The organism is Acinetobacter apis, assembly GCF_900197575.1.
In the GTDB taxonomy this organism is placed as follows: domain Bacteria; phylum Pseudomonadota; class Gammaproteobacteria; order Pseudomonadales; family Moraxellaceae; genus Acinetobacter; species Acinetobacter apis.
Genome location: NZ_FZLN01000007.1, coordinates 13992 through 35292 on the forward strand (window position 1 = coordinate 13992; position 21301 = coordinate 35292).

The 21301-nt window shown below is 38.4% G+C and carries 20 protein-coding genes; 11 read left to right on the forward strand and 9 right to left on the reverse strand.

From position 1 onward, the window contains the following. Window positions 1-30: 30 nt before the first annotated feature. The 3 genes from recF to dnaA form a co-directional block, all read right to left on the reverse strand. Complete coding sequence (gene recF, locus CFY84_RS10735; protein ID WP_088824351.1) at window positions 31-1128, reverse strand: DNA replication/repair protein RecF; 1098 nt, start codon at window positions 1126-1128, stop codon at window positions 31-33. Between the two features lie 8 nt (window positions 1129-1136). Beyond that, the gene (gene dnaN / locus CFY84_RS10740; protein ID WP_088824352.1) at window positions 1137-2285 is read right to left on the reverse strand and encodes a DNA polymerase III subunit beta; all 1149 of its coding nucleotides are present in this window, start codon (window positions 2283-2285) and stop codon (window positions 1137-1139) included. Window positions 2286-2384: 99 nt separating this feature from the next. Then, a complete protein-coding gene (gene dnaA / locus CFY84_RS10745) occupies window positions 2385-3776 on the reverse strand; it encodes a chromosomal replication initiator protein DnaA (protein WP_088824353.1) in 1392 nt (463 codons plus the stop codon). 493 nt (window positions 3777-4269) lie between these two features. Here dnaA and rpmH point away from each other — a divergent pair, with 493 nt between their 5' ends. From rpmH to CFY84_RS10775, 6 genes are all read left to right on the forward strand, one after another. After that, a complete protein-coding gene (gene rpmH / locus CFY84_RS10750; RefSeq protein WP_000831329.1) occupies window positions 4270-4404 on the forward strand; it encodes a 50S ribosomal protein L34 in 135 nt (44 codons plus the stop codon). A 31-nt stretch (window positions 4405-4435) separates the two neighbouring features. Continuing rightward, window positions 4436-4828: a ribonuclease P protein component gene (gene rnpA, locus CFY84_RS10755; RefSeq protein ID WP_088824354.1), complete on the forward strand. Its 393-nt coding sequence runs from the start codon at window positions 4436-4438 to the stop codon at window positions 4826-4828. A gap of 9 nt (window positions 4829-4837) precedes the next feature. Beyond that, window positions 4838-5167, forward strand: a complete 330-nt coding sequence (yidD, locus tag CFY84_RS10760) for a membrane protein insertion efficiency factor YidD (RefSeq protein ID WP_088824355.1) — start codon at window positions 4838-4840, stop codon at window positions 5165-5167. 2 nt (window positions 5168-5169) lie between these two features. Continuing rightward, window positions 5170-6924 carry a membrane protein insertase YidC gene (gene yidC, locus CFY84_RS10765; RefSeq protein ID WP_088824356.1) on the forward strand — a complete coding sequence of 585 codons (1755 nt, stop codon included), beginning with the start codon at window positions 5170-5172 and terminating at the stop codon, window positions 6922-6924. A gap of 81 nt (window positions 6925-7005) precedes the next feature. Next, a complete protein-coding gene (gene mnmE / locus CFY84_RS10770; RefSeq protein WP_088824357.1) occupies window positions 7006-8361 on the forward strand; it encodes a tRNA uridine-5-carboxymethylaminomethyl(34) synthesis GTPase MnmE in 1356 nt (451 codons plus the stop codon). Between the two features lie 155 nt (window positions 8362-8516). Continuing rightward, a complete protein-coding gene (locus tag CFY84_RS10775) occupies window positions 8517-9188 on the forward strand; it encodes a DsbC family protein (RefSeq protein WP_171289082.1) in 672 nt (223 codons plus the stop codon). Window positions 9189-9231: 43 nt separating this feature from the next. On the opposite strand, the gene CFY84_RS10780 is transcribed toward CFY84_RS10775, so the two are convergent. From CFY84_RS10780 to CFY84_RS10805, 6 genes are all read right to left on the reverse strand, one after another. Then, window positions 9232-9483 carry a GlsB/YeaQ/YmgE family stress response membrane protein gene (locus tag CFY84_RS10780; protein WP_088824359.1) on the reverse strand — a complete coding sequence of 84 codons (252 nt, stop codon included), beginning with the start codon at window positions 9481-9483 and terminating at the stop codon, window positions 9232-9234. A gap of 163 nt (window positions 9484-9646) precedes the next feature. After that, entirely contained in the window at window positions 9647-10174 is a 528-nt protein-coding gene (hpt, locus tag CFY84_RS10785) for a hypoxanthine phosphoribosyltransferase (RefSeq protein ID WP_088824360.1), read from the reverse strand. A gap of 195 nt (window positions 10175-10369) precedes the next feature. After that, a complete protein-coding gene (gene guaD, locus CFY84_RS10790) occupies window positions 10370-11686 on the reverse strand; it encodes a guanine deaminase (RefSeq protein ID WP_088824361.1) in 1317 nt (438 codons plus the stop codon). Window positions 11687-11802: 116 nt separating this feature from the next. Further along, on the reverse strand, window positions 11803-12771 hold the full coding sequence (locus tag CFY84_RS10795; RefSeq protein ID WP_088824362.1) for a TerC family protein: 969 nt from the start codon (window positions 12769-12771) through the stop codon (window positions 11803-11805). Between the two features lie 282 nt (window positions 12772-13053). Next, complete coding sequence (gene mpl, locus CFY84_RS10800) at window positions 13054-14424, reverse strand: UDP-N-acetylmuramate:L-alanyl-gamma-D-glutamyl-meso-diaminopimelate ligase (protein WP_088824363.1); 1371 nt, start codon at window positions 14422-14424, stop codon at window positions 13054-13056. 167 nt (window positions 14425-14591) lie between these two features. Then, window positions 14592-15701: an S-(hydroxymethyl)glutathione dehydrogenase/class III alcohol dehydrogenase gene (locus tag CFY84_RS10805; RefSeq protein ID WP_088824364.1), complete on the reverse strand. Its 1110-nt coding sequence runs from the start codon at window positions 15699-15701 to the stop codon at window positions 14592-14594. A 430-nt stretch (window positions 15702-16131) separates the two neighbouring features. On the opposite strand from CFY84_RS10805, the gene purE reads away from it, so the two are divergent. The 5 genes from purE to CFY84_RS10830 all read left to right on the forward strand — a co-directional run bounded on the left by purE (window position 16132) and on the right by CFY84_RS10830 (window position 21259). Continuing rightward, a complete protein-coding gene (gene purE / locus CFY84_RS10810) occupies window positions 16132-16641 on the forward strand; it encodes a 5-(carboxyamino)imidazole ribonucleotide mutase (protein ID WP_088824365.1) in 510 nt (169 codons plus the stop codon). A 13-nt stretch (window positions 16642-16654) separates the two neighbouring features. Further along, a complete protein-coding gene (locus tag CFY84_RS10815; RefSeq protein WP_088824366.1) occupies window positions 16655-17779 on the forward strand; it encodes a 5-(carboxyamino)imidazole ribonucleotide synthase in 1125 nt (374 codons plus the stop codon). A gap of 264 nt (window positions 17780-18043) precedes the next feature. Next, window positions 18044-18592: a nucleotide exchange factor GrpE gene (grpE, locus tag CFY84_RS10820; RefSeq protein WP_088824367.1), complete on the forward strand. Its 549-nt coding sequence runs from the start codon at window positions 18044-18046 to the stop codon at window positions 18590-18592. Window positions 18593-18706: 114 nt separating this feature from the next. Then, window positions 18707-20650 (forward strand): molecular chaperone DnaK, encoded by a 1944-nt coding sequence (dnaK, locus tag CFY84_RS10825; protein WP_088824368.1) that lies wholly within the window; start codon window positions 18707-18709, stop codon window positions 20648-20650. A gap of 96 nt (window positions 20651-20746) precedes the next feature. Then, complete coding sequence (locus CFY84_RS10830; RefSeq protein WP_088824369.1) at window positions 20747-21259, forward strand: aromatic acid exporter family protein; 513 nt, start codon at window positions 20747-20749, stop codon at window positions 21257-21259. The last annotated feature ends 42 nt before the right edge of the window (window positions 21260-21301 follow it).

Consider the following 21301-nt stretch of genomic DNA (forward strand, 5'->3'; position numbering starts at 1 on the left):
GGTTTCTCCCTAGTGATATATAAAAAATGATTACTCGGTTGGGTTTGTTTCACGCGTTAAATACACCATGCCACGATGAACATTAAATAACTGGTAAGAAATACCCAAATTATATAAGTGTTTTTCTACTGCTACTTGATCTAGGGTAGTTAAAAAAACTTGACTACCTAGCTCATGTAAACGTCCTAATACACGCTGTTGCGCTGATAAATCTAATTCTGCTGTTAGATCATCTAATAATACCACAGTTTCCTTGTCACTCGCATGCAACATCGCAATTTGAGACAGTTTTAATGCAGTGATTAACAGCTTTTTTTGACCACGAGAAAGAATAACATCCGCTAAACCATGCATAGTTTTGAGTTTAATATCTGCACGGTGTGGTCCATATTCGGTGTAACGGCGATCACAATCCTTTGTATGCTGCTCGATAAAGATATCAAGTAAATGATGCTGTGTCTGAAAACCTGCGTAATATTCCATATGAATAACAACATCAGGTAACAAAGCATGTATTTCAATATTAAAAAACTCTCGCCATTGCTCTATTACTTGACTACGCTGCACATGCAATAACTCACCATATTGAGCCAATAAATTATTCCAAGGTTCAATTTGATTCAATGTGATTTGTTTTTTACTTTTCAATAAGGCATTACGCTGTTTTAAAGCCCGTGAGTAATGTTGCCATGTGAAATAGAAATCAGGTTCCACGTGGAACATCAGCCAATCTAAAAGTTGACGACGTGGTTTTGAGCCATGATCAATAATATCCGTACTAAGTGGGTCTAAATATTGTACGGGTAACATCAGTGCCAACTGCCCTTGGGTAGCAATCGGATCACCATTTACTTTAATTGTTTGTTCACCAGATACAAACTTTTGAATGCCAATTTTGTCGTTTACGGCTTCAGCAAAGACAATCGCATCTGGTGCATCATGCATAATATAGTGTTTAGCCATATGAGTTCGAAATGAACGACCCGTTGCTAAGATGTGAATGGATTCCAAAATAGATGTTTTACCAGAACCATTTTCACCATATAAAACGGTAAACGGTCGCAAATCTTTCATTGCAACCGTTTCTAAATTCCGTATACGCTCTACATGTAAGCGCTTTAAATGCATTTTAAATTTTACACTCGCATTGGCATGACCACATAAACTTGGTCTTTATATGCAGGATCTTGTACCAATACTGATTGATTGGCTTCAGACATCGTAATTGATACATCTTCACCATCTAAAACACTTAATACGTCTAATAAGTATTGCGCATTAAATGACATATCTAATGGGCTATATCCATAGTGAATTGCGAGTTTTTCGCTGGCTTCATCTTGCTCAGGGTTATTGGCTTTAAGCTCTAATGTATCATTCGAGAAATTAAGAAATACACCTCTTAATTTTTCATTACTTAAAATAGCCACACGTTGTAACGATTGCTTTAATACATCATGACCAATCACCACGTTTTTATCGCCACCACGCGGAATAACACGCTTATAATCAGGAAACTTGCCATCAATCAATTTGGTGGTAAAACGTACAGTCACATTGCCCTGCTCTTTATCACGGCTTGGAATATTAATGGTAATATTTAATAGCTCACGACCAATAAAGACATTCAGCGGGTGATCATCTAAACTCAATAATCGCTGTAATTCTGCGACTGCTTTACGTGGCACAATTGCTTGCAAAGGTTGGGTTACCGTAGATTCTGCGGTGGTTTCACATAATGCCAAACGGTGACCATCTGTAGTCACTGTACGCAATTGAGTTTCATCAATTTCAAGTAACGTGCCTGTTAAATAAAAACGAACATCTTGTACAGCCATAGCAAATGCTGTTTTTTCAAAAAGACGTTTCAATTCTTTTTGTGTCACTTGAATTTGTGAACCTTGCGTACCTTCTGTTGTTAATAATGGATAATCTTCAGCAGGTAAAGTACCTAAAACAAAACGACTATTGCCTGATTTTAAAATACAACGCTGATCCTCAGTAATTTGTAAATCAATCAATGCCGCTGATGGCAAAGATTTACAAATATCCATGAGCTTACGTGCAGGTACAGTCACTTCACCTGGTTGTAAGCAAGCCCCTTCTGCAAAAGGAACACTTGCAACAAGTTCAACCTCTAAATCTGAACCTGTGATTGTCAGCGCTTGTTGTGATGCGTGAATCTTAACATTGGATAAGATGTTCAACGTATGACGACGTTCTACGACGCCAACCACATGAGATAAAATATTTAATAAACTTTCTTTTGCGATACTTAAACGCACAATGTAATCCTCAGCCGCATGTTTGCAAATATATTATATTCATAAACCGAAAAAGTTTATATTTTGAATACAGTTTGTTGGTTTAATTCAATAAACAATTTAACTTTGTAGCAATCTCATTAAGTTTTTATAATCTTCATCAAAAATTGGATCAGTTTCTCTTAAGCTAACCACTTTTTCACATGCATGCATGACTGTACTGTGATCACGATTGCCAAACGCCATACCAATTTCAGGAAAACTATTGCCTGTTAACTCTCGAGCAATACCCATCGCCAATTGACGTGGTCTAGCATAAATTCTTGTTCTTTTCGGACCAATTAACTCTTTAAGCGGTACTCTAAAATATTCACTGACTACGCGCTGTATATTTTCTGTACTGATTGTTCGAGCACGAATCGCCAAAACATCTTTCAAGGATTCTTTGACAATTTCAAGATCAATTAATGAGCCTTTAAAGCGCGCAATAGCAACCACTTTGTTTAAAGCCCCTTCAAGCTCTCTCACATTTGCCACCACTTGCTGTGCAATAAACAATGCACAATTTCGCGGTAAATCAATCCCTGTACTTTCTGCTTTCTTCAATAAAATTTCTATTCTTGTTTCGATATCAGGCGGCTCAACACCCACCGACAGTCCCCAAGAAAAGCGAGAAACTAAGCGTGGATCTAGCTCAGTCAGCTCTTTAGGATAACGATCTGACGTTAAAATAATTTGCTTTGATTCATCAAGCAGTGCATTAAACGTATAAAAAAATTCAACTAAACTGGCCTCTTTACCTGCCAACAAATGAATATCATCAACCAAGAGTAAATCTAAAGAACGACAATTTTTTTTAAATTCTTCAACTTTGCCTTTTTGTAATGAGCTGACAAAATCTTGTACAAAACTTTCTGCTGTCATATACATCACACGTGCGTTCGGCTTGGCATGTAAAAGTGCATTACCGACTGCATGCATTAAATGCGTTTTACCAAGCCCTGTAGGTCCATATAAAAACAATGGATTATGTTGAGATGCACCAAGGTGCGTTAGCACTTTGCGGCAAGTTTCAGCGGCCATCTGATTAGACCGTCCCTCAACAAATAGCGAGAATGTAAATAACGGATTCAATTGTCTCTGTTTGCTATTACGTGCTGGCTGTCCTTGTGTAACAGGCTCTTTCTCTTTCTTTGCAAGTGTCTGAGTGGGCTGTAATGGACGTTTTACAGCTGTCCCACTACTTGGCTGTTCATTGGCCTTTAAAATGGCGCCAGGACGCGAATCTATCTTAATTTCGACCTGTTTTACTCGACCTTCAGACAGTTGTTCTGCCAAAATTGAAATCAGCTCAAGATGATGCTCTTGAATATAGCGTGTCCAATAAGGGTTTGGTGCATACAAACATAATGTCTGACCTTGATCTTCAGCAATCAATGGACGGATCCACATTGCAAATACGTTGTCAGATAACTCTTGCCTGAGTCGCGCTAAGCATTCTGTCCAAAGCATTGATCACCTCCCTCTCATTTAAATTTTTTATCCTTCGATAGAAGGGGTGGCTATTCTACCCAAGTTATCCACATCTGTCATAAGAAAAGTGGATAAATTTGCAATCTCATGTGGAGTTATCCACTGTGGATAACTTTATCATAACTTTGTGGATAAATTTTTTCCATAAGTTATCCACAATTTGTTATTTTTTTTATAACATATTTATCCACAATATAATATACTGTTTTTAATGATAAAAATATACATTTCCACAGAAAAAAGCCTCCCTAATAATAATAAGTTTAAATTTATAAATTTAAATTTATATATAAGATCGAGCTTACCTGTGCATAATTTGAATTTAAAAAATCAAAATGAATTTAAAAAAGAGAAAACAAAAAATGAATTTAAATTTAAAATTGTGGATACAAATGACAAATTGATTGACTTTTCTTCAAATGAGCCATAAAATCGCGAACCTTTAAGATAGATCAATTTTAGGAGTTTCGATATGAAACGTACATTCCAACCATCTGAATTAAAGCGTAAACGCGTTCATGGTTTCCGTGCTCGTATGGCTACTAAAGCTGGTCGCCAAGTACTAGCTCGCCGCCGTGCAAAAGGTCGTCATAGCTTAACAGTGTAATTCACACTGTTATGGCTTGAGCTTTGGCTTTATGAGGCTTTATAGCTTTAGCACTGAACGACGAATACGCTGTGCTTCAGATTACAAATGTGTATTCGATGATGCGCTTCTTAAAGTGCATCAGCCCCATTTTCTTTTTTTGGCAATTTTTTCGAAACAAGACACCAGTCGTTTAGGAATTATTGTTGCAAAAAAGAAAGTACGTCGGGCACATGAAAGAAATAGAATAAAACGTATTACTCGTGAGAGTTTTCGCTTGAATCAAAATCATCTTGAGTTGCTAGATATTGTGGTCATGCCAAAACAAGGGATTGATACTGTGAGTAATGAAGAGTTACATAAACAGTTGCAATCTGCATGGAATAAGTTACAACGCTTGGCAAAAAAGCAGCTACACACTTCGATTGTTTCCCCGCCAAAGTAGAGATGACCAATGGTTTATATATTACATTGGTTGATCCGTTTTTATCAGATTGTAATGAGTCCATTACTTGGTCCGCAGTGTCGCTATATCCCAACGTGTTCTCAATATGCAATTGAAGCGCTTCAACAACATGGTGCGTTAAAAGGAAGTTGGTTCACTGCAAAGCGAATTTGTCGTTGTCACCCTTGGGGTGGTTCCGGTTATGATCCTGTACCATCATCGTCAAAAGTAATCCGTTTTATTTCATTTCAGCAAATTCATTCTCAAGTGCATCACGTTATCGTACCCTTTCGTGTGCATTTTATGAATCAACTCTACTCTAACCATTTGGGGTCATAGCTATGCAACAATGGGCTAGGTTTACGATTATTGGTGCGATATTAGTTACCGCGTATGTACTCGTTTTGGCTTGGCAAAAAGACTACGGCAATACAAATTCAACACCAGAAAATACGGCTGTTGTATCAAATGAAGTATCCGCTGATGTGTCAACCAGTCAAACCAATGTAGCAACAGATGTACCAACTGCAGCAAATGTTGCAGGTAATCAGCCAGCAAATGCTGAAACCACTGCAACAACAAATCAGCAATTAGTGACAGTTCAAACTGATCTTTACCGCGTATGGATTAATCCAAAAGGCGGAGATATTGTTCGTTTAGAACTGCTCAATCATGATTCAAGCAAAAACAGTAATCAACCTTTTGTGATGCTTGAAAGTGATAAAAACCGAACTTATGTTGCGCAATCAGGCTTAATTGGTGCCAATGGCCCTGACAGCAGCAGCAGTGGTCGTCCAGTATTTGAAGTCGAAAAAAACAGTTATACCCTTGTTGATGCACAAGCTGCGGCAAGAACTGTTGGACAAGCAGTCAAAGTACTGACCATACCAATGGTGTATAAAACTGCAAATGGTGTAGAAGTTGTAAAAACATATACATTTACACAAGGTCAATATCCAATCACAGTTGACTACAAAGTGATCAACCGTAGCCAACAGAGTTGGCAAGGTCAGTTCTTTGGTCAAATCAAACGTGATGACTCAGTGGATCCAGGTAAATCAAGCCAAGGTATTTTCCAATTAGGAACATATTTAGGTGGTGCTTGGGGTACACCTGATGAGCATTACAATAAGCTTAAATTTAGCAATTTTAATGATGAAAAATTAAACCAACAGGCTCAAGGCGGTTGGGTTGCAGTTGTACAGCATTATTTTGTGAGTGCTTGGATTCCAGGTACGCTTAAATTGACTCAAGCAGATGGTAAACCATATACAGCTGATTTGCAGTCACGTAAATCACCAGACAATATGAATATTATTGGCTTCACCTCCCCTGTGATTACAGTACCTGTTGGTACATCAATGGAAGTGAACGCAACATTCTATTCAGGTCCAAAAATTCAATCTGAGTTAAAGGATTTAGCTGCTGGATTAAACCAAACTGTAGATTATGGTTGGTTATGGCCAATTGCAAAACTTCTTTTCCTTGGTTTAGAAACGTTCCACAAGTTCCTTGGCAATTGGGGCTGGTCAATTATTTTACTCACGGTTGTGGTTAAAATGATTCTTTGGCCTTTGTCCGCAAAAAGCTATCGTTCCATGGCCAAAATGCGTGTTATTGCACCTGAAATGCAACGTATGAAAGAAGAGTTTGGTGAAGACCGTATGCGCTTCTCTCAAGAAATGATGGCATTGTATAAGCGTGAAGGTGTTAACCCACTGTCAGGCTGTTTACCACTTTTCTTACAAATGCCAATTTTCCTTGCATTATATTGGGTGTTAATGGAGAGTGTTGAGCTTCGTCATGCGCCATGGTTAGGTTGGATTCAAGATTTAGCAGCAATGGATCCGTGGTTTATTTTGCCATTACTGATGGGTGTAACCATGTATGTACAGCAAATGTTGAACCCACAGCCAAACGACCCGATGCAGGCAAAAGTATTCCGCTTAATGCCAATTATCTTTACTGTATTCATGCTGTTCTTCCCTGCAGGCTTGGTTTTATACTGGATTGTGAACAACAGTATTACTATTTTGCAGCAGTGGTTTATTGCACAGAATGTTAAAAAAGAGAAAGAAGCTGTTGCTGAAAGTTGATTAATCATTTTTAGCACATCTATAAAACCGCTTGAGCATGGTATGCTTAAGCGGTTTTTTTGTAGATGAGAATAAGGTTCAATGAAAACTCTAACAACGATTGCTGCAATTGCTACACCGCCAGGTAAAGGTGGTGTTGGTGTTATTCGTTTATCTGGACCTAAAGCCTATTTAATTGCTGAACAGCTGACCCAAAAGCCGTTGCCAAAGCAAAGAATGGCAGCATTTCGTCAGTTCTTTGATCATCAGCAACGTGTGTTAGATGAAGGGTTAATTATTTGCTTTGCTACGCCTGCATCGTTCACAGGTGAGGATGTTGTCGAGATTCAAGGTCATGGTGGCCCTGTGATCCAAAATACGCTGTTAGAGCGTGTTTTAGAGCTTGGCGCAACAGCAGCGAAAGCGGGTGAATTTTCACTACGCGCATTTGAAAATAATAAATTAGACCTCGTGCAAGCGGAAGCGATTGCCGATTTAATTGATGCAACTTCTCAAGCTGCAGCCCGATCCGCGGTACGCTCTTTACAAGGTGACTTTTCAAAACGGATTCAAACTGTTTTAGAGCAGCTTATTCATTTGCGATTGCATGTAGAAGCAGCCATTGACTTTCCAGAAGAAGAAATCGATTTTTTAGCAGATGGTAAAATATTAAATTTATTAAAAGGCGTACAAAACGCAATTTCAAGCGTACAAAAAACCGCTCGGCAAGGTCAGTTACTGCGAGAAGGTTTGCAAGTTGTTATTGCAGGAAAACCCAATGCAGGAAAGTCGAGTTTATTAAATGCTTTGGCAGGCAATGAGCGCGCGATTGTAACGGATATTGCAGGAACCACGCGTGACACATTGCATGAAAAAATCACATTAAATGGCTTGCCGATTACTTTAACTGATACTGCAGGATTAAGAGAAACTGTTGATATTGTTGAAAAAGAAGGTATACGCCGTGCAATTAAAGAAATTAATCAGGCTGATTTACTGCTGTTGGTATATGACTTAAATACGGATGATGATCCCCTGTTACTTGCGCAACATTATTTCTTAGATGATCAAGCCCCTGCTCGTTTAATACTAATTGGTAACAAATGTGATTTAACTACAGATGCATTTCATGTGGGGAGTTATGAGGGGTATCGTCATATCTCAGTATCTGCAACTGAAGGTTTAGGTATGGAGCAATTGATTAACACCATCACAGATCATGTCGGCTTTCAGCCTGAAGAAGATACCTTTATTGCAAGAACACGTCATTTAGATGCAATGCGTCGTACACAAGAGCATTTGGTTGATGCACATGAACAACTGACAGACTATCAAGCAGGTGAATTGGTGGCTGAATCTTTGCGTTTAGCACAAAATTCGCTCAGTGAAATTACAGGTGACTTCACAGCTGATGATTTACTTGGAAAAATCTTTGGTTCATTTTGTATTGGTAAATAACTCTATGATATAGACCATGATGTTTCACGTGAAACATTATGGTTATTCAGCGAAAAACCACATGAGTTCAAATGCCAAATCATAGATGATGTTTAACATGGTGAGATATGAAAAAAACAATTTTAGGAAAGTTCTGCGCTATTGTGGCTACGTTGATGGCAATTCATTCGACCTATGCAGCAGACAGTACATTGGCACAGCAATTAAAAACGCAGTATCCAAATTTAGATTTTAAAAATATTCAGCCAACTGAAGTCAAACAACTCTATAGCGCCACATTAGATGATCAAATTGTTTATTTAGATCCCACAGGGCAATATGTCATTTTAGGTTCTATGATTCGTCTAAAAGATCAGAAGAATTTGACCAAAGCATTAAGCATGTCAATCAATAAAATAGATTGGTCAAGTCTACCTTTAAACGATGCTATTCAAACAGTTAAAGGCAATGGGCAGCGAAAAATAGCAGTTTTTTCTGATCCATACTGCCCATACTGTAAACGATTGGAAGCAGAGCTTGCACAGCTCAGTGATGTGACTATTTATACTTTTATATTTCCAATTCGACAACAGTCAATTGCACCTGCACAGCGTGTTTGGTGTAGTGCAAATAAAGCTTATGCTTGGAATCGATTGATTACACAAGGCATTTTACCTCAAGCAAATGCCAACTGTAGCCATCCAATTGATCGAAACTTAACTTTGGGTCGTAAACTTGGAATTGATGGAACACCAGGAATTATTTTTTCAAATGGTATGAAAAGTATGGGCTATATGTCAAAACAGGACATTGAAAACACATTAAAAGAGATACAAGCGAGTAAATAAATATTGAGCAGTATGAAGGCCTCATACTGCTCTAATTTGCCTGTTAATCTTGTTTTGTAAAAAAGCTATAAACAACCAAAATAATAATGGCACCAATTACAGAGGCAATAAATCCTGCTGAAGAGTGTGCATCATATAAGTTGAGAAAACGCCCTAAATACGTGGCAACAACAGAACCTAAAATACCTAAAGCACTTGTTACAATAAAACCAGCTTTGTCATTGCCTGGATGTAAAGCACGAGCGATTAGACCTGCAAAAAAACCAATTAATACGGTGACGATCAAGTTCCACATGGTTCAAACTCCTTATTGTAATTCATCAAAATTATTTTATTCTGAGTGTCTTGATTTATAATTAATTATCAGATGATTTCGAGTAAATCAAAGCATTATTTTTGCAATTATATGTAGCATTTTGTTGAATGAGAAGCGGTGATGCCCGCTTCTCATTTGGTATTTAAAGACCAATCTCTCCGATAAAAGGAAGGTGTCTGTATTTTTGGTTGTAATCTAAACCATAACCAACAATAAAGCGGTCTTCGACTTCAAAACCCAAAAAGCGTACATCAAGTTCAATTTCACGGCGTGATGGCTTACTTACTAGTGTACATAGCTCAATAGAATGTGGTTGACGTGTTTCTAAAATTTCTAATACTTTGCTTAAAGTATTGCCAGAGTCAATAATGTCCTCAATGATTAAGACATCTTTGCCACGAATTTCACCATCTAAATCTTTTAGAATTTTGACATCACGGCCAGATACTGTGCCACCCCCATAGCTCGATACTGTCATAAAATCGAGCTCATGTGCTTTATCTACTTCACGACAAAGATCTGCCATAAAAATGACCGAACCTCGTAATAAGCCAATTAAAACCAATTCTTTATCACTATTTGCATAAAATTGGCTAATTTGCTCACCGAGTTGTTTAACTTTAGCCTGAATTTCATCTGCAGAAATCATCACATTCATTTGAACAGTCATCGCAAAACCCTAAATCTACGAATAAAAAAGGTGTTGCGTTGCAACACCTCAAATTAGACCTTTAGTTTAAAGCAAAAAACAAACAGATGCATTATTAGATTACTTTAGCCCTTTTGACTTTTGTGAGTGCGTGTATCACTTTTAAGTAATAAAAGACATGTTGTAATCACTGTAATTGAACCGATCATACGCCACTTAGACTTTATAATAGGCTTCTTTGCCATCAATGTAGGTTGCAAGCACATTGCGATCATCTCCTAAGGTAAATAGTGCAAAAAGACTGTCTTCAATGTTTTTCTGTTTAGATTGGCGTAATGCTTGTAATTCTGTTGCAGCAAGATCAAGCACCACAAAATCAGCTTCTTTACCGACGTCAAAATTACCTAGTAGGTGATCTAAATTCAATGCTTTGGCACCACCTAAAGTTAAGTGGTACAGCGACTCAAATGCTGACAGCTTATTGCCTTGCAATTGCTGTACTTTATACGCTTCATTGACTGTTTGTAATTGAGAGAAGGATGTCCCTGCACCAACATCAGTGCCTAAACCGACTTTGACTTGTTTATCCCATGTTTTTTGCAATGGAAATAGCCCACTTCCTAAAAACAAATTAGAGGTCGGACAAAAAGCAATTGCAGACTGTGTATCATGCATACATTGCCATTCTTGTTCTTCCAAATGGACGCAATGCGCAAATACAGAGTGCGACCCTGTCAAACCATAATGATGATATACATCTAAATAACCCTCGCGCTCCGGGAACAGATCTTTTACCCATGCAATTTCATCTTTATTTTCGCTTAAATGGGTATGGATATAAACTGATGGAAACTCCGCTTTTAACTGCCCTGCTCGCTCTAATTGAGCATGCGTTGATGTGGGCGCAAAGCGTGGAGTGATGGCATATAAAGCTCGCCCCTGTCCATGCCATTTTTCAATCAACTGTTTAGATTCTTGATAAGATGATTCGGCAGTATCACACAATGCTTCTGGAGCATGACGATCCATCATCACTTTTCCTGCAATGAGGCGCATATTAATTTCAGAAGCTTGCTCAAACAAAGCATCAACTGATGCAGGATGAACTGTGCAAAATACAAGTGCAGTGGTTGTGCCATGTTTTAATAACTGATTGACAAAAAATGCTGCAATGTGTTTGGCATAACTTGGATCTTCAAACTGTATTTCTGTGGGAAAGGTATAGGTGTTTAACCAACTCAGTAGTTGCTCACCATAGGCACCGATCATTTCAGTCTGTGGATAATGAATATGTGTATCAATAAAGCCTGGTACAATCAGTTGATCAGGATAATGCTTAACTTCTACATCAGAGGGTAAATTGTCTTGATGATCTTGCCATGCACCAAAGCAAACGATTTTGCCTTGTACAGTCATTAAAACACCATCTTCAATGTAGCGGACAGCCTCTTTAATTTCAGCAGGCTGGCTAACAAGGTGCTGAATATCTAAAAAGCGGCCACGAATAATGGTTGGCTGTGATGAGTCTGCCATAAGAAATGTACCTTAACTGTTTAGATGAATTGTAGCTGATTTTTTGAAGTTTACGAAAATGATGTGCTGTATGATGCACCACTTATAGATTGATAAATGGTGCATGATCGAGACGGTTACTTTTGCTCTAAGTTTTTACTATAACGGAATGATAAAATAGCGGTAATGGTAAGCACCACAGCAATAAACAATAATGAGAACCAAATTGGCATATGGAACACATCAAGCATGAGCATTTTGAAGCCGATGAACAATAAAATAACACCTAAGCCATAAGGCAAGTAATGCATTTTTTCGGCTGCACCTGAGAGTAAGAAGAACATTGCTCTTAAACCTAAAATTGCCATTAAGTTTGCACTTAATACAATAAACGGATCATTGGTCACCGCAAAAATGGCTGGAATTGAATCGACAGCAAAAATCACATCTGAAAATTCAACCAAAATTAAAACAATAAATAGTGGTGTGAAAAAGAATTTGCCTTGATCACGAACTGTAAACTTTTCACCACGTAATGTTGAGGTAATTGGTAACTTTTTACGTAGCCATTTTAACAGTGCCATGTCTTCGATGTTTGGGTCGTCTTCTTGTCCTTTTAAGAATTTAAAGCCTGTATAAACCAAAAATGCACCAAAGATGTAAAGAATCCAAGAGAACTCTTGAATGAGCCATGCGCCAATAAAGATAAATATTGTACGTAAAATAATTGCACCAAGTACACCATAAAGTAATACACGGCGCTGTAACGCAGGCGGAATAGCAAATGCAGAGAAAATCATTAACCAAACAAACACATTATCAATAGCTAGAGATTTTTCAAGTAAATAACCTGCTAAATATTCGAGCGTTTTTTGGTTAGCAATTTCGATACCAATGGTTTGTTTCAAATAAAGCCACAGTCCACCTGCAAAAATCAATGACACACTGACCCATGCAATACTCCAATACGCAGCTTGTTTAATAGATACAGATTGCGTGCCTTGATCTGAGTTTTTTTGTTTGAATCCTAAAAAGTCAATTAATAGCATGACAAAGACAATGCCAAAAAAGACAAGATATAACCAAATGTTTCCGATAGAGTCCATATTTTCTCCCCATCTAGCATCAGGCATAAAAAAACCTTGACCTGTTGCCAGATGATTTTTTTAATCTTCTGTAACAACATGATCAAGGTCTTGCCTACATTACAGAACACACGATTGTAATGCTCAGATACCGACTTTTTTCAAAGCGTATTGACGGCAATCTGACGCTTAAACGGGTTAAGCTTGGAGGAGGCTACTCCCCTTGTTCACTGCATATATTGTTTTGGATGAAATTCATCCAATCTGTTATTTAGAATGACAGATTCATATTTTGAATGCAAATTATATTTTGGCTTTTAATGCCTGAATGAGTTTTTGATGTAAGCCACCAAAACTTCCATTGGACATAATTACAATCGCATCGCCTGTTTGAGCATGGGTTTTTAAGTGATGAATGATCTGCTCTAAAGATTGAAACACAGCAGCACGGTTGCTCGATGCTTCAATTACAGGACTTAAATCCCAATCTAAGCCTTCAGGTTGATACCAAATAACGTCATCTGCTAAACGTGCAGCATCCGCCAGCCCTGCTTTATGTGCACCCATGCGCATGGTGTTTGAGCGTGGTTCAATCACCGCCCACAAACGTTGTTGTGGTAACCGTTTTCTTGCACCATCTAATGTGGTTGCAATCGCAGTGGGGTGATGTGCAAAGTCATCATATACTTCAATACCATGGATCGTATCGAGTAATTCCATCCGTCGTTTAATTCCACCAAATTGTGATAAAGCACGGCATGCATCTTCAACACGAACACCAACATGTTCTGCTGCACTAATGGCAGCTAAAGCATTAGCAACATTATGTTGTCCAGTCATATTCCACTGCACTTCACCTAGGCAGTCTTGCTGTTGATGTACAGTAAAATGACTGCCATCGTCAGCCAATAAGGTCGAACATAGATGTGCAGAATGATCTGACTGCAATGCTGTACGCACAACAGGTGTCCAACAGCCCATTTGAAGGACTTCATCAATATGAGATTCAGTGATTGGTGCAATAATACGACCTTCACTTGGAATGGTACGTACTAAGTGATGAAATTGCTTTTGAATCGCGGCCAAATCATCAAAAATGTCGGCATGGTCAAATTCTAAATTATTTAAAATGGCAGTTTTAGGATGGTAGTGAACAAACTTTGATCTTTTATCAAAAAATGCAGAATCGTACTCATCTGCTTCAACGACAAAATATTGCCCTGCGCCCAATCGTGCACTTTCTTTAAACCCTTGTGGTACGCCACCAATCAGAAAACCAGGGGCAAGTCCTGCTTGATCTAAAATCCAAGCCAACATGGTGGTGGTGGTGGTTTTACCATGGGTACCTGCAACACCAAGCACATGTTTTCCTTGTAACACATAGTCTGCTAAAAACTGTGGTCCTGAAATATAAGGTAGGCCTGCATTTAGCATATATTCGATGGCATCAATACCACGTTTCATGGCATTTCCAACAATCACTAAGTCAGGTGCAGGCTGTAAATGGCTTGCATCATAACCTTGCATTAAAGTAATGCCTGCATTTTCAAGTTGAGTTGACATCGGCGGATAAACGTTCAGATCTGAGCCAGTAACTTGATGTCCCAAATCGCGAGCAAGTAATGCAAGCGAGCCCATAAATGTGCCACAAATACCTAAAATATGCAGATGCATAATGACCTTTACTCCAAATCCGATGTTGACCTGCAGATCATATGTATTGCATGGTCGGTGTAAGCAAAACAATCCAAACTGTTATTTGAGTTTAGATTTAAATGAATAACTAGGGCGATATCATACCAAATTCGGTCATGACTGCATTGAATCATGACCGATTTGAATTAGTAATGAATGACTGTACGAATAGATTGACCGCCATGCATTAGCTCAAATGCATCGTTAATTTGCTCAAGCGGCATGGTGTGAGTGACAAAAGGTGCCAATTGAATGTGACCTTGCATTGCATCTTCAACCATTTTTGGCAATTGTGAGCGGCCTTTAACACCACCAAAGGCGGTACCTTTCCATGTACGCCCTGTCACCAATTGAAATGGACGAGTAGAAATTTCTTGTCCTGAGCCTGCTACACCAATAATAATGGATTGACCCCAACCTCGATGCGCCGATTCTAAGGCAGCACGCATAACTTGTGTATTACCAATACATTCAAAAGTATGGTCCACTCCCCAGCCCGTCATTTCAACAATCACTTGCTGAATAGGTTGGTCATAATCTTTTGGATTTAAAAAGTCAGTTGCACCAAACTCTTTGGCCAATTTAAATTTATCAGGATTGGTATCAATGACAATAATACGCCCAGCTTGTGCTTGCTTAGCACCTTGTACAACAGCCAAACCAATTCCACCTAAACCAAATACGGCAACGCTATCGCCTGCTTGAACTTTGGCTGTGTTATGTACTGCACCAATACCTGTGGTAATGCCGCAACCAAGCAAACAGACTTGCTCAGGATTGGCATCAGGATGAATTTTTGCCACTGATACTTCGGCAACCACGCTATATTCACTAAAGGTTGAACAACCCATATAATGGTAAATTGGTTGTCCTTCATAAGAGAAGCGACTGGTTCCATCAGGCATGACGCCTTTTCCTTGGGTTGCACGAACTGCAGTACATAAATTGGTTTTGCCTGATTTACAAAATAAACACTCTTTACATTCAGCAGTATATAACGGAATGACATGATCTCCAGGTTGGACACTCGTCACACCCTCACCCACTTCAACCACAATTCCTGCACCTTCATGACCTAAAATGGCAGGAAAAAGACCCTCAGGGTCTTCACCTGATAATGTAAATGCATCTGTATGACATACCCCAGTATGTGTCATGCGAATGAGCACTTCACCTTGTTTAGGTGGTGCAACATCAACTTCTACGATTTTTAATGGTTGCCCCGGACCAAATGCAACAGCAGCACGTGATTTCATTGTTATTTCCTCATGGCTTATGGTGGTTCATCGAAATGATGTCATCTATACAATTGTCATTTTAAAATGATGCTTTGATGTATTAAAAATATCTAAACAATATTTTTATACCATTGTTTTATAAAATTATTTTTTATAGATCGCATATGCTTCACATGTAATATACGTGATTTGATCAATGATTGACACGCTCGAGTGTACTGTAGTTAAAAATAGATTGATATACCGTATTAAATGCGTAGTTTTATCATTGTTGTATGCAATGTTAAAAAGACATCAATAGATAACGGATGTTGAAACACGGGGGTGAATGGGTGCATTAAGTTATTTAGTGAACACAACAAAACAGGCTATAATGCATTTAAGATTCTTTCATTTCGCATTAAGTAGGCACATTTTCGTCTACTGTTAACCTCCATTGGAATTATTCATGAATACCGCAGCAGAAGTTCAACCTTTAGTGGGCATTATCATGGGATCTCAGTCAGACTGGGCAACGCTTGAACATACCGCAAATATGTTAAAACAACTTGATGTGCCTTTTGAGGCAGAAGTGGTTTCAGCACACCGTACACCAGATCGTTTATTTGAATATGCTGAAACAGCTAAAGCACGTGGGATTCAAGTGATTATTGCAGGTGCTGGTGGTGCTGCACATTTACCAGGTATGTGTGCTGCTAAAACTGAACTACCAGTGCTTGGTGTTCCAGTTAAATCTTCTATTCTCAATGGCGTTGACTCTTTATTATCGATTGTTCAAATGCCAGCAGGTATTGCAGTTGGGACATTGGCAATTGGCAATGCAGGTGCAACCAATGCCGCGATTTTAGCTGCACAAATTTTGGCATTAACCCGTCCGCACATTGCACAAAAAGTTCAAGACTTCCGTTTGGCACAAACTGAAAAAGTATCAAGTAAAAATATTCCTGGGCAACTATAAAACGAGGTTAAACATGAGTAAAACCATCGGTATTTTTGGTGGCGGGCAATTGGGTCGCATGATGGCACAAGCGGCACTGCCTTTAAATATTCAATGTACTTTTTATGAAGCTAACCGATCGTGTCCTGCTGCAGCACTCGGTAAAGTATTTTCATCTGCTGACCCTGAGTTAATTCCATTTACTCAAAGCGCAGATGTATTTAGTTTAGAATTCGAAAACACGCCGTTGGCTGATGTTGAATTGCTGATGGAACATAAAACAATTTACCCGCCTGCAGAAGCTTTAGCGATCGCGCAAAATCGGTTATTAGAAAAAAACTTATTCCGCGTTTTAGATATTCCAGTTGCACCGTTTTTACCTGTGGATAGTGTGGATAATCTTAGAGTTGCTGTGGATAACTTAGGATTACCTGTGGTATTGAAAACTGCAACAGGTGGCTATGATGGTAAAGGTCAATTTATTATTCGTCATGCTGAACAAATTGAGGAAGCTTGGGCGCAACTTGGTCCTGCAAAATCATTGATTGCAGAGAGCTTTGTTAATTTTTCACGAGAAGTATCTATCATTGCTGTACGCGGTCAAGATGGAGATATTAAAATTTGGCCATTGGCAGAAAATCATCACCATGAAGGCATTTTATCTCATTCAATTGTCCCTGCCCCACAAAGTGATGACTTACAACCCGTTGCTGAAGAGTATATTGCACGCTTACTGACCCATTTGGATTATGTTGGTGTATTAACACTCGAGCTTTTTGTGACAGCTGATGGTTTATATGCCAATGAAATGGCACCACGTGTGCATAACTCAGGCCATTGGTCTATTGAAGGCGCTGTATGTTCACAATTCGAAAATCACATTCGTGCTGTTGCAGGGTTGCCACTTGGCTCTACAGACCTTATTCAGCCAACAGTGATGGTCAATGTCATTGGACAACACCCAGATGTTGCAGCAGTGTTGGCATTAGACGGCGCACATCTTCATTTATATGACAAAAGTGAGCGTGAAGGTCGGAAGCTTGGCCATATTACCCTTATGCCAAAAAATCCAGCCATGCTGACAACATTGTGCCAACAATTGGCTGAAATTTTGCCAGAACCTTTGGCATTAACCAAAGAAACGCAAATTCATATTTAATCTATCATGTTTAAAAAAGCGACTATTTCCAATAGTCGCTTTTTGTTTTCTACATACCAAAACAGCACTTTATTAAAAAATTGTGCAAAAAAACTAAAATAATTGCACTTTACTCTTGAATTTTATCATTCCAACCCGACCTTCCTAAGTAATCTTATCTTTCATGACGCTCATGACAGTTCACTTCAGTTAAGCCTTTATGCATGCTGATTTTATTTTTGAGGGCTGTACATGTTTGAAAAATTTTTTAAACGGAGATCATCAATGGCGAATGAGCAAAAAGATTCAGTTCAAGAGAAACCATTAGAAGCTGAACAAGTTGAAAATACTCAAGCTGATGAACAGACTGAAGCTGCAGAAAAAAGCACTGATGCATTAGAAAACGAAATTGCACAGCTTAAAGACAGTTTGAAACTTGAAAAAGCCCGTGCAGCCAATGCAGTGTATGATGCAGAAAAAGTAAAAGAACGCATTGAACGTGAAGCAGACAACGCGAAAAAGTTTGCTTTAGAAAAGTTCGCAAAAAGCCTACTTGATTCTGTCGATAACCTAGAGCGTGCTATTCAAGCTGCAGGTGATGAAAAAACACCATTACTTGAAGGTGTAGAGTTAACATTGAAATCATTAACATCTGCATTAGAAAAGCATGACATCGTTGCTGTGGATACCGAGAATGGATTTAATGCCGAATTACACCAAGCTGTGGGTATTGCACCAGATGTTGCTGCAGGCGTGATTGGTAATGTTCTTCAAAAAGGTTATACGCTGTCAGGACGTCTATTACGCCCAGCAATGGTTACTGTCGGTCAATAACCAAATAAAACGAGATAATTTGCATGAATTTTCGCAAATATACTTGAAAAAAACAGATTGAATCTTATATCAGATAACAAGTAAAGATTTTGTAAAAATTAAGGAATACATTTAATGGCTAAGATTATTGGTATTGATTTAGGTACAACCAACTCATGTGTTGCAGTACTTGAAGGCGATAAAGTTAAAGTAATTGATAACGCTGAAGGCACACGTACAACACCATCAATTATTGCTTATAAAGACGGCGAAACATTGGTAGGTCAAAGTGCAAAACGTCAAGCAGTTACAAACCCTAAAAACACATTATATGCGATCAAGCGTTTAATTGGTCGTAGATACGAAGACTCTGCTGTACAAAAAGATATTGGTCTTGTGCCATACAAAATTGTAAAAGCAGACAACGGTGATGCATGGGTTGATGTCAACGATAAAAAATTGGCACCACAACAAGTATCTGCAGAAATTCTGAAAAAAATGAAGAAAACTGCAGAAGACTACCTAGGTGAAACAGTAACAGAAGCAGTTATTACTGTCCCTGCTTATTTTAATGATGCGCAACGTCAAGCAACGAAAGATGCAGGTCGTATCGCAGGTCTTGATGTAAAACGTATCATCAACGAGCCAACTGCTGCTGCGCTTGCATTTGGTATGGATAAAAAAGAAGGCGATCGTAAAGTTGCTGTATACGATTTAGGTGGTGGTACATTTGACGTATCAATCATTGAAATTGCTGACTTAGATGGCGACCAACAAATTGAAGTATTATCTACAAATGGTGATACATTCTTAGGTGGTGAAGACTTTGATACAGCATTAATTGACTATCTTGTTGCTGAATTCAAAAAAGACCAAGATGTGAACTTAAAAAGCGATCCATTGGCGTTACAACGTTTGAAAGAAGCTGCTGAAAAAGCAAAAATTGAATTGTCTTCATCAACAAGTACAGAAATCAATTTGCCATATATCACAGCAGATGCATCAGGTCCTAAGCATTTAGTGATTAATGTGACGCGTGCAAAACTTGAATCATTGGTTGCAGACCTAGTAGAACGCACCCTTGAGCCTTGCCGTATTGCATTAAAAGATGCTGGCTTATCAAATGGTGACATTTCTGATGTGATCTTGGTTGGTGGTCAAACACGTATGCCACTTGTACAACAAAAAGTACAAGACTTTTTCGGCAAAGAGCCACGCCGTGATGTTAATCCAGATGAAGCTGTTGCAATGGGTGCAGCAATTCAAGGCGCTGTATTGTCTGGCGACAAAACAGATGTTTTATTACTTGACGTAACACCATTAACGTTAGGTATCGAAACAATGGGTGGTGTATTAACTGCAATCATCGAAAAGAACACGACAATTCCTGCGAAAAAATCGCAAGTATTCTCAACAGCAGCAGATAATCAACCTGCTGTAGATATTTCAGTGTTCCAAGGTGAGCGTAAAATTGCACAGCAAAACAAATTGCTAGGTAACTTCCAATTGGGCGATATTCCACCTGCACCACGTGGCGTACCACAAATTGAAGTGTCATTTGACATTAATGCGGATGGTATTTTAAAAGTATCAGCAAAAGACAAGAGCACAGGCAAAGAACAATCAATTCAAATTAAAGCAAACTCAGGTTTATCTGATGCTGAAATTGAAGCGATGATTCAAGATGCTGAAGCGAATGCAGAAGAAGATCGCAAATTTGAAGAAATTGCTAAAGCACGTAATGAAGCAGATGCTTTAATCTCAAGTGCGAATAAAGCAGTGAAAGATTTAGGCGATCAAGTGACTGAAGACGAAAAAACTGCAGTAAATACCGCAGTTACTGAGTTAGAAGCAGCAACGAAAGAAAATGATGTTGAAGCAATCACTGCAAAAACTGAAAGCTTACAAAACATTTTGATGCCAATTACTCAACGTGCTTATGAACAAGCACAAGGCGGTCAAGGTGGTGCAGCAGGATTTGATCCGAATGCATTTAACCAAGAAGGTGCTGGTAGCAAAAAAGCAGACGATGGCGTTGTTGATGCTGAATTTAAAGAAGTAAAAGACGATAAGAAGTAATTTTTATCTCAAAAAAAACCGCGCATAAGCGCGGTTTTTTTATGGCCAAAAGTCTATAATTTGGTTTGAATTGATGAACTGCTAAAAGAATAAATTATGACCCCAAATCATTCATATCAGCATGTCGATAAACTTATTTATGTGGTTAAAATTACTTTATGCGCACTGATTGTCACGGCATTATCAATTGCTTTTGATCAGTCTCAAGTATCAAATTTTTTCTTATGGAGCTCACTAACCGCGTTCTTCACGATACAGGCGGATATTCAAAGCAAAGTAAATTTTAATCAAATTACAGGTAATCTTATTGGATCGAGTATAGGAATTTTTGCATGGGTAATTATCTCTAAATTATCAATGCACCATACATTAATATACGCAGAGTATTGGTTGATTTTGATGGGAATTATTTGTACGACGATAATTTGTGTTGTATTGAATCATATTGAATATTGCGGAATTGCATTATCAGGTTTATTAATTGTGACTGTCTATGATGTCTCTCACAATACATTTGAAGGTGCATTATTACGCGTTTTATATTGCCTATTTGGCTGTATTATTGCGTATTGTGTAGATGCAATGAGTCGCCGTATAATTAATCACTAAACGCTAGAAAGTGACAGACCTCTTTATCGTGTAGATAAAGAG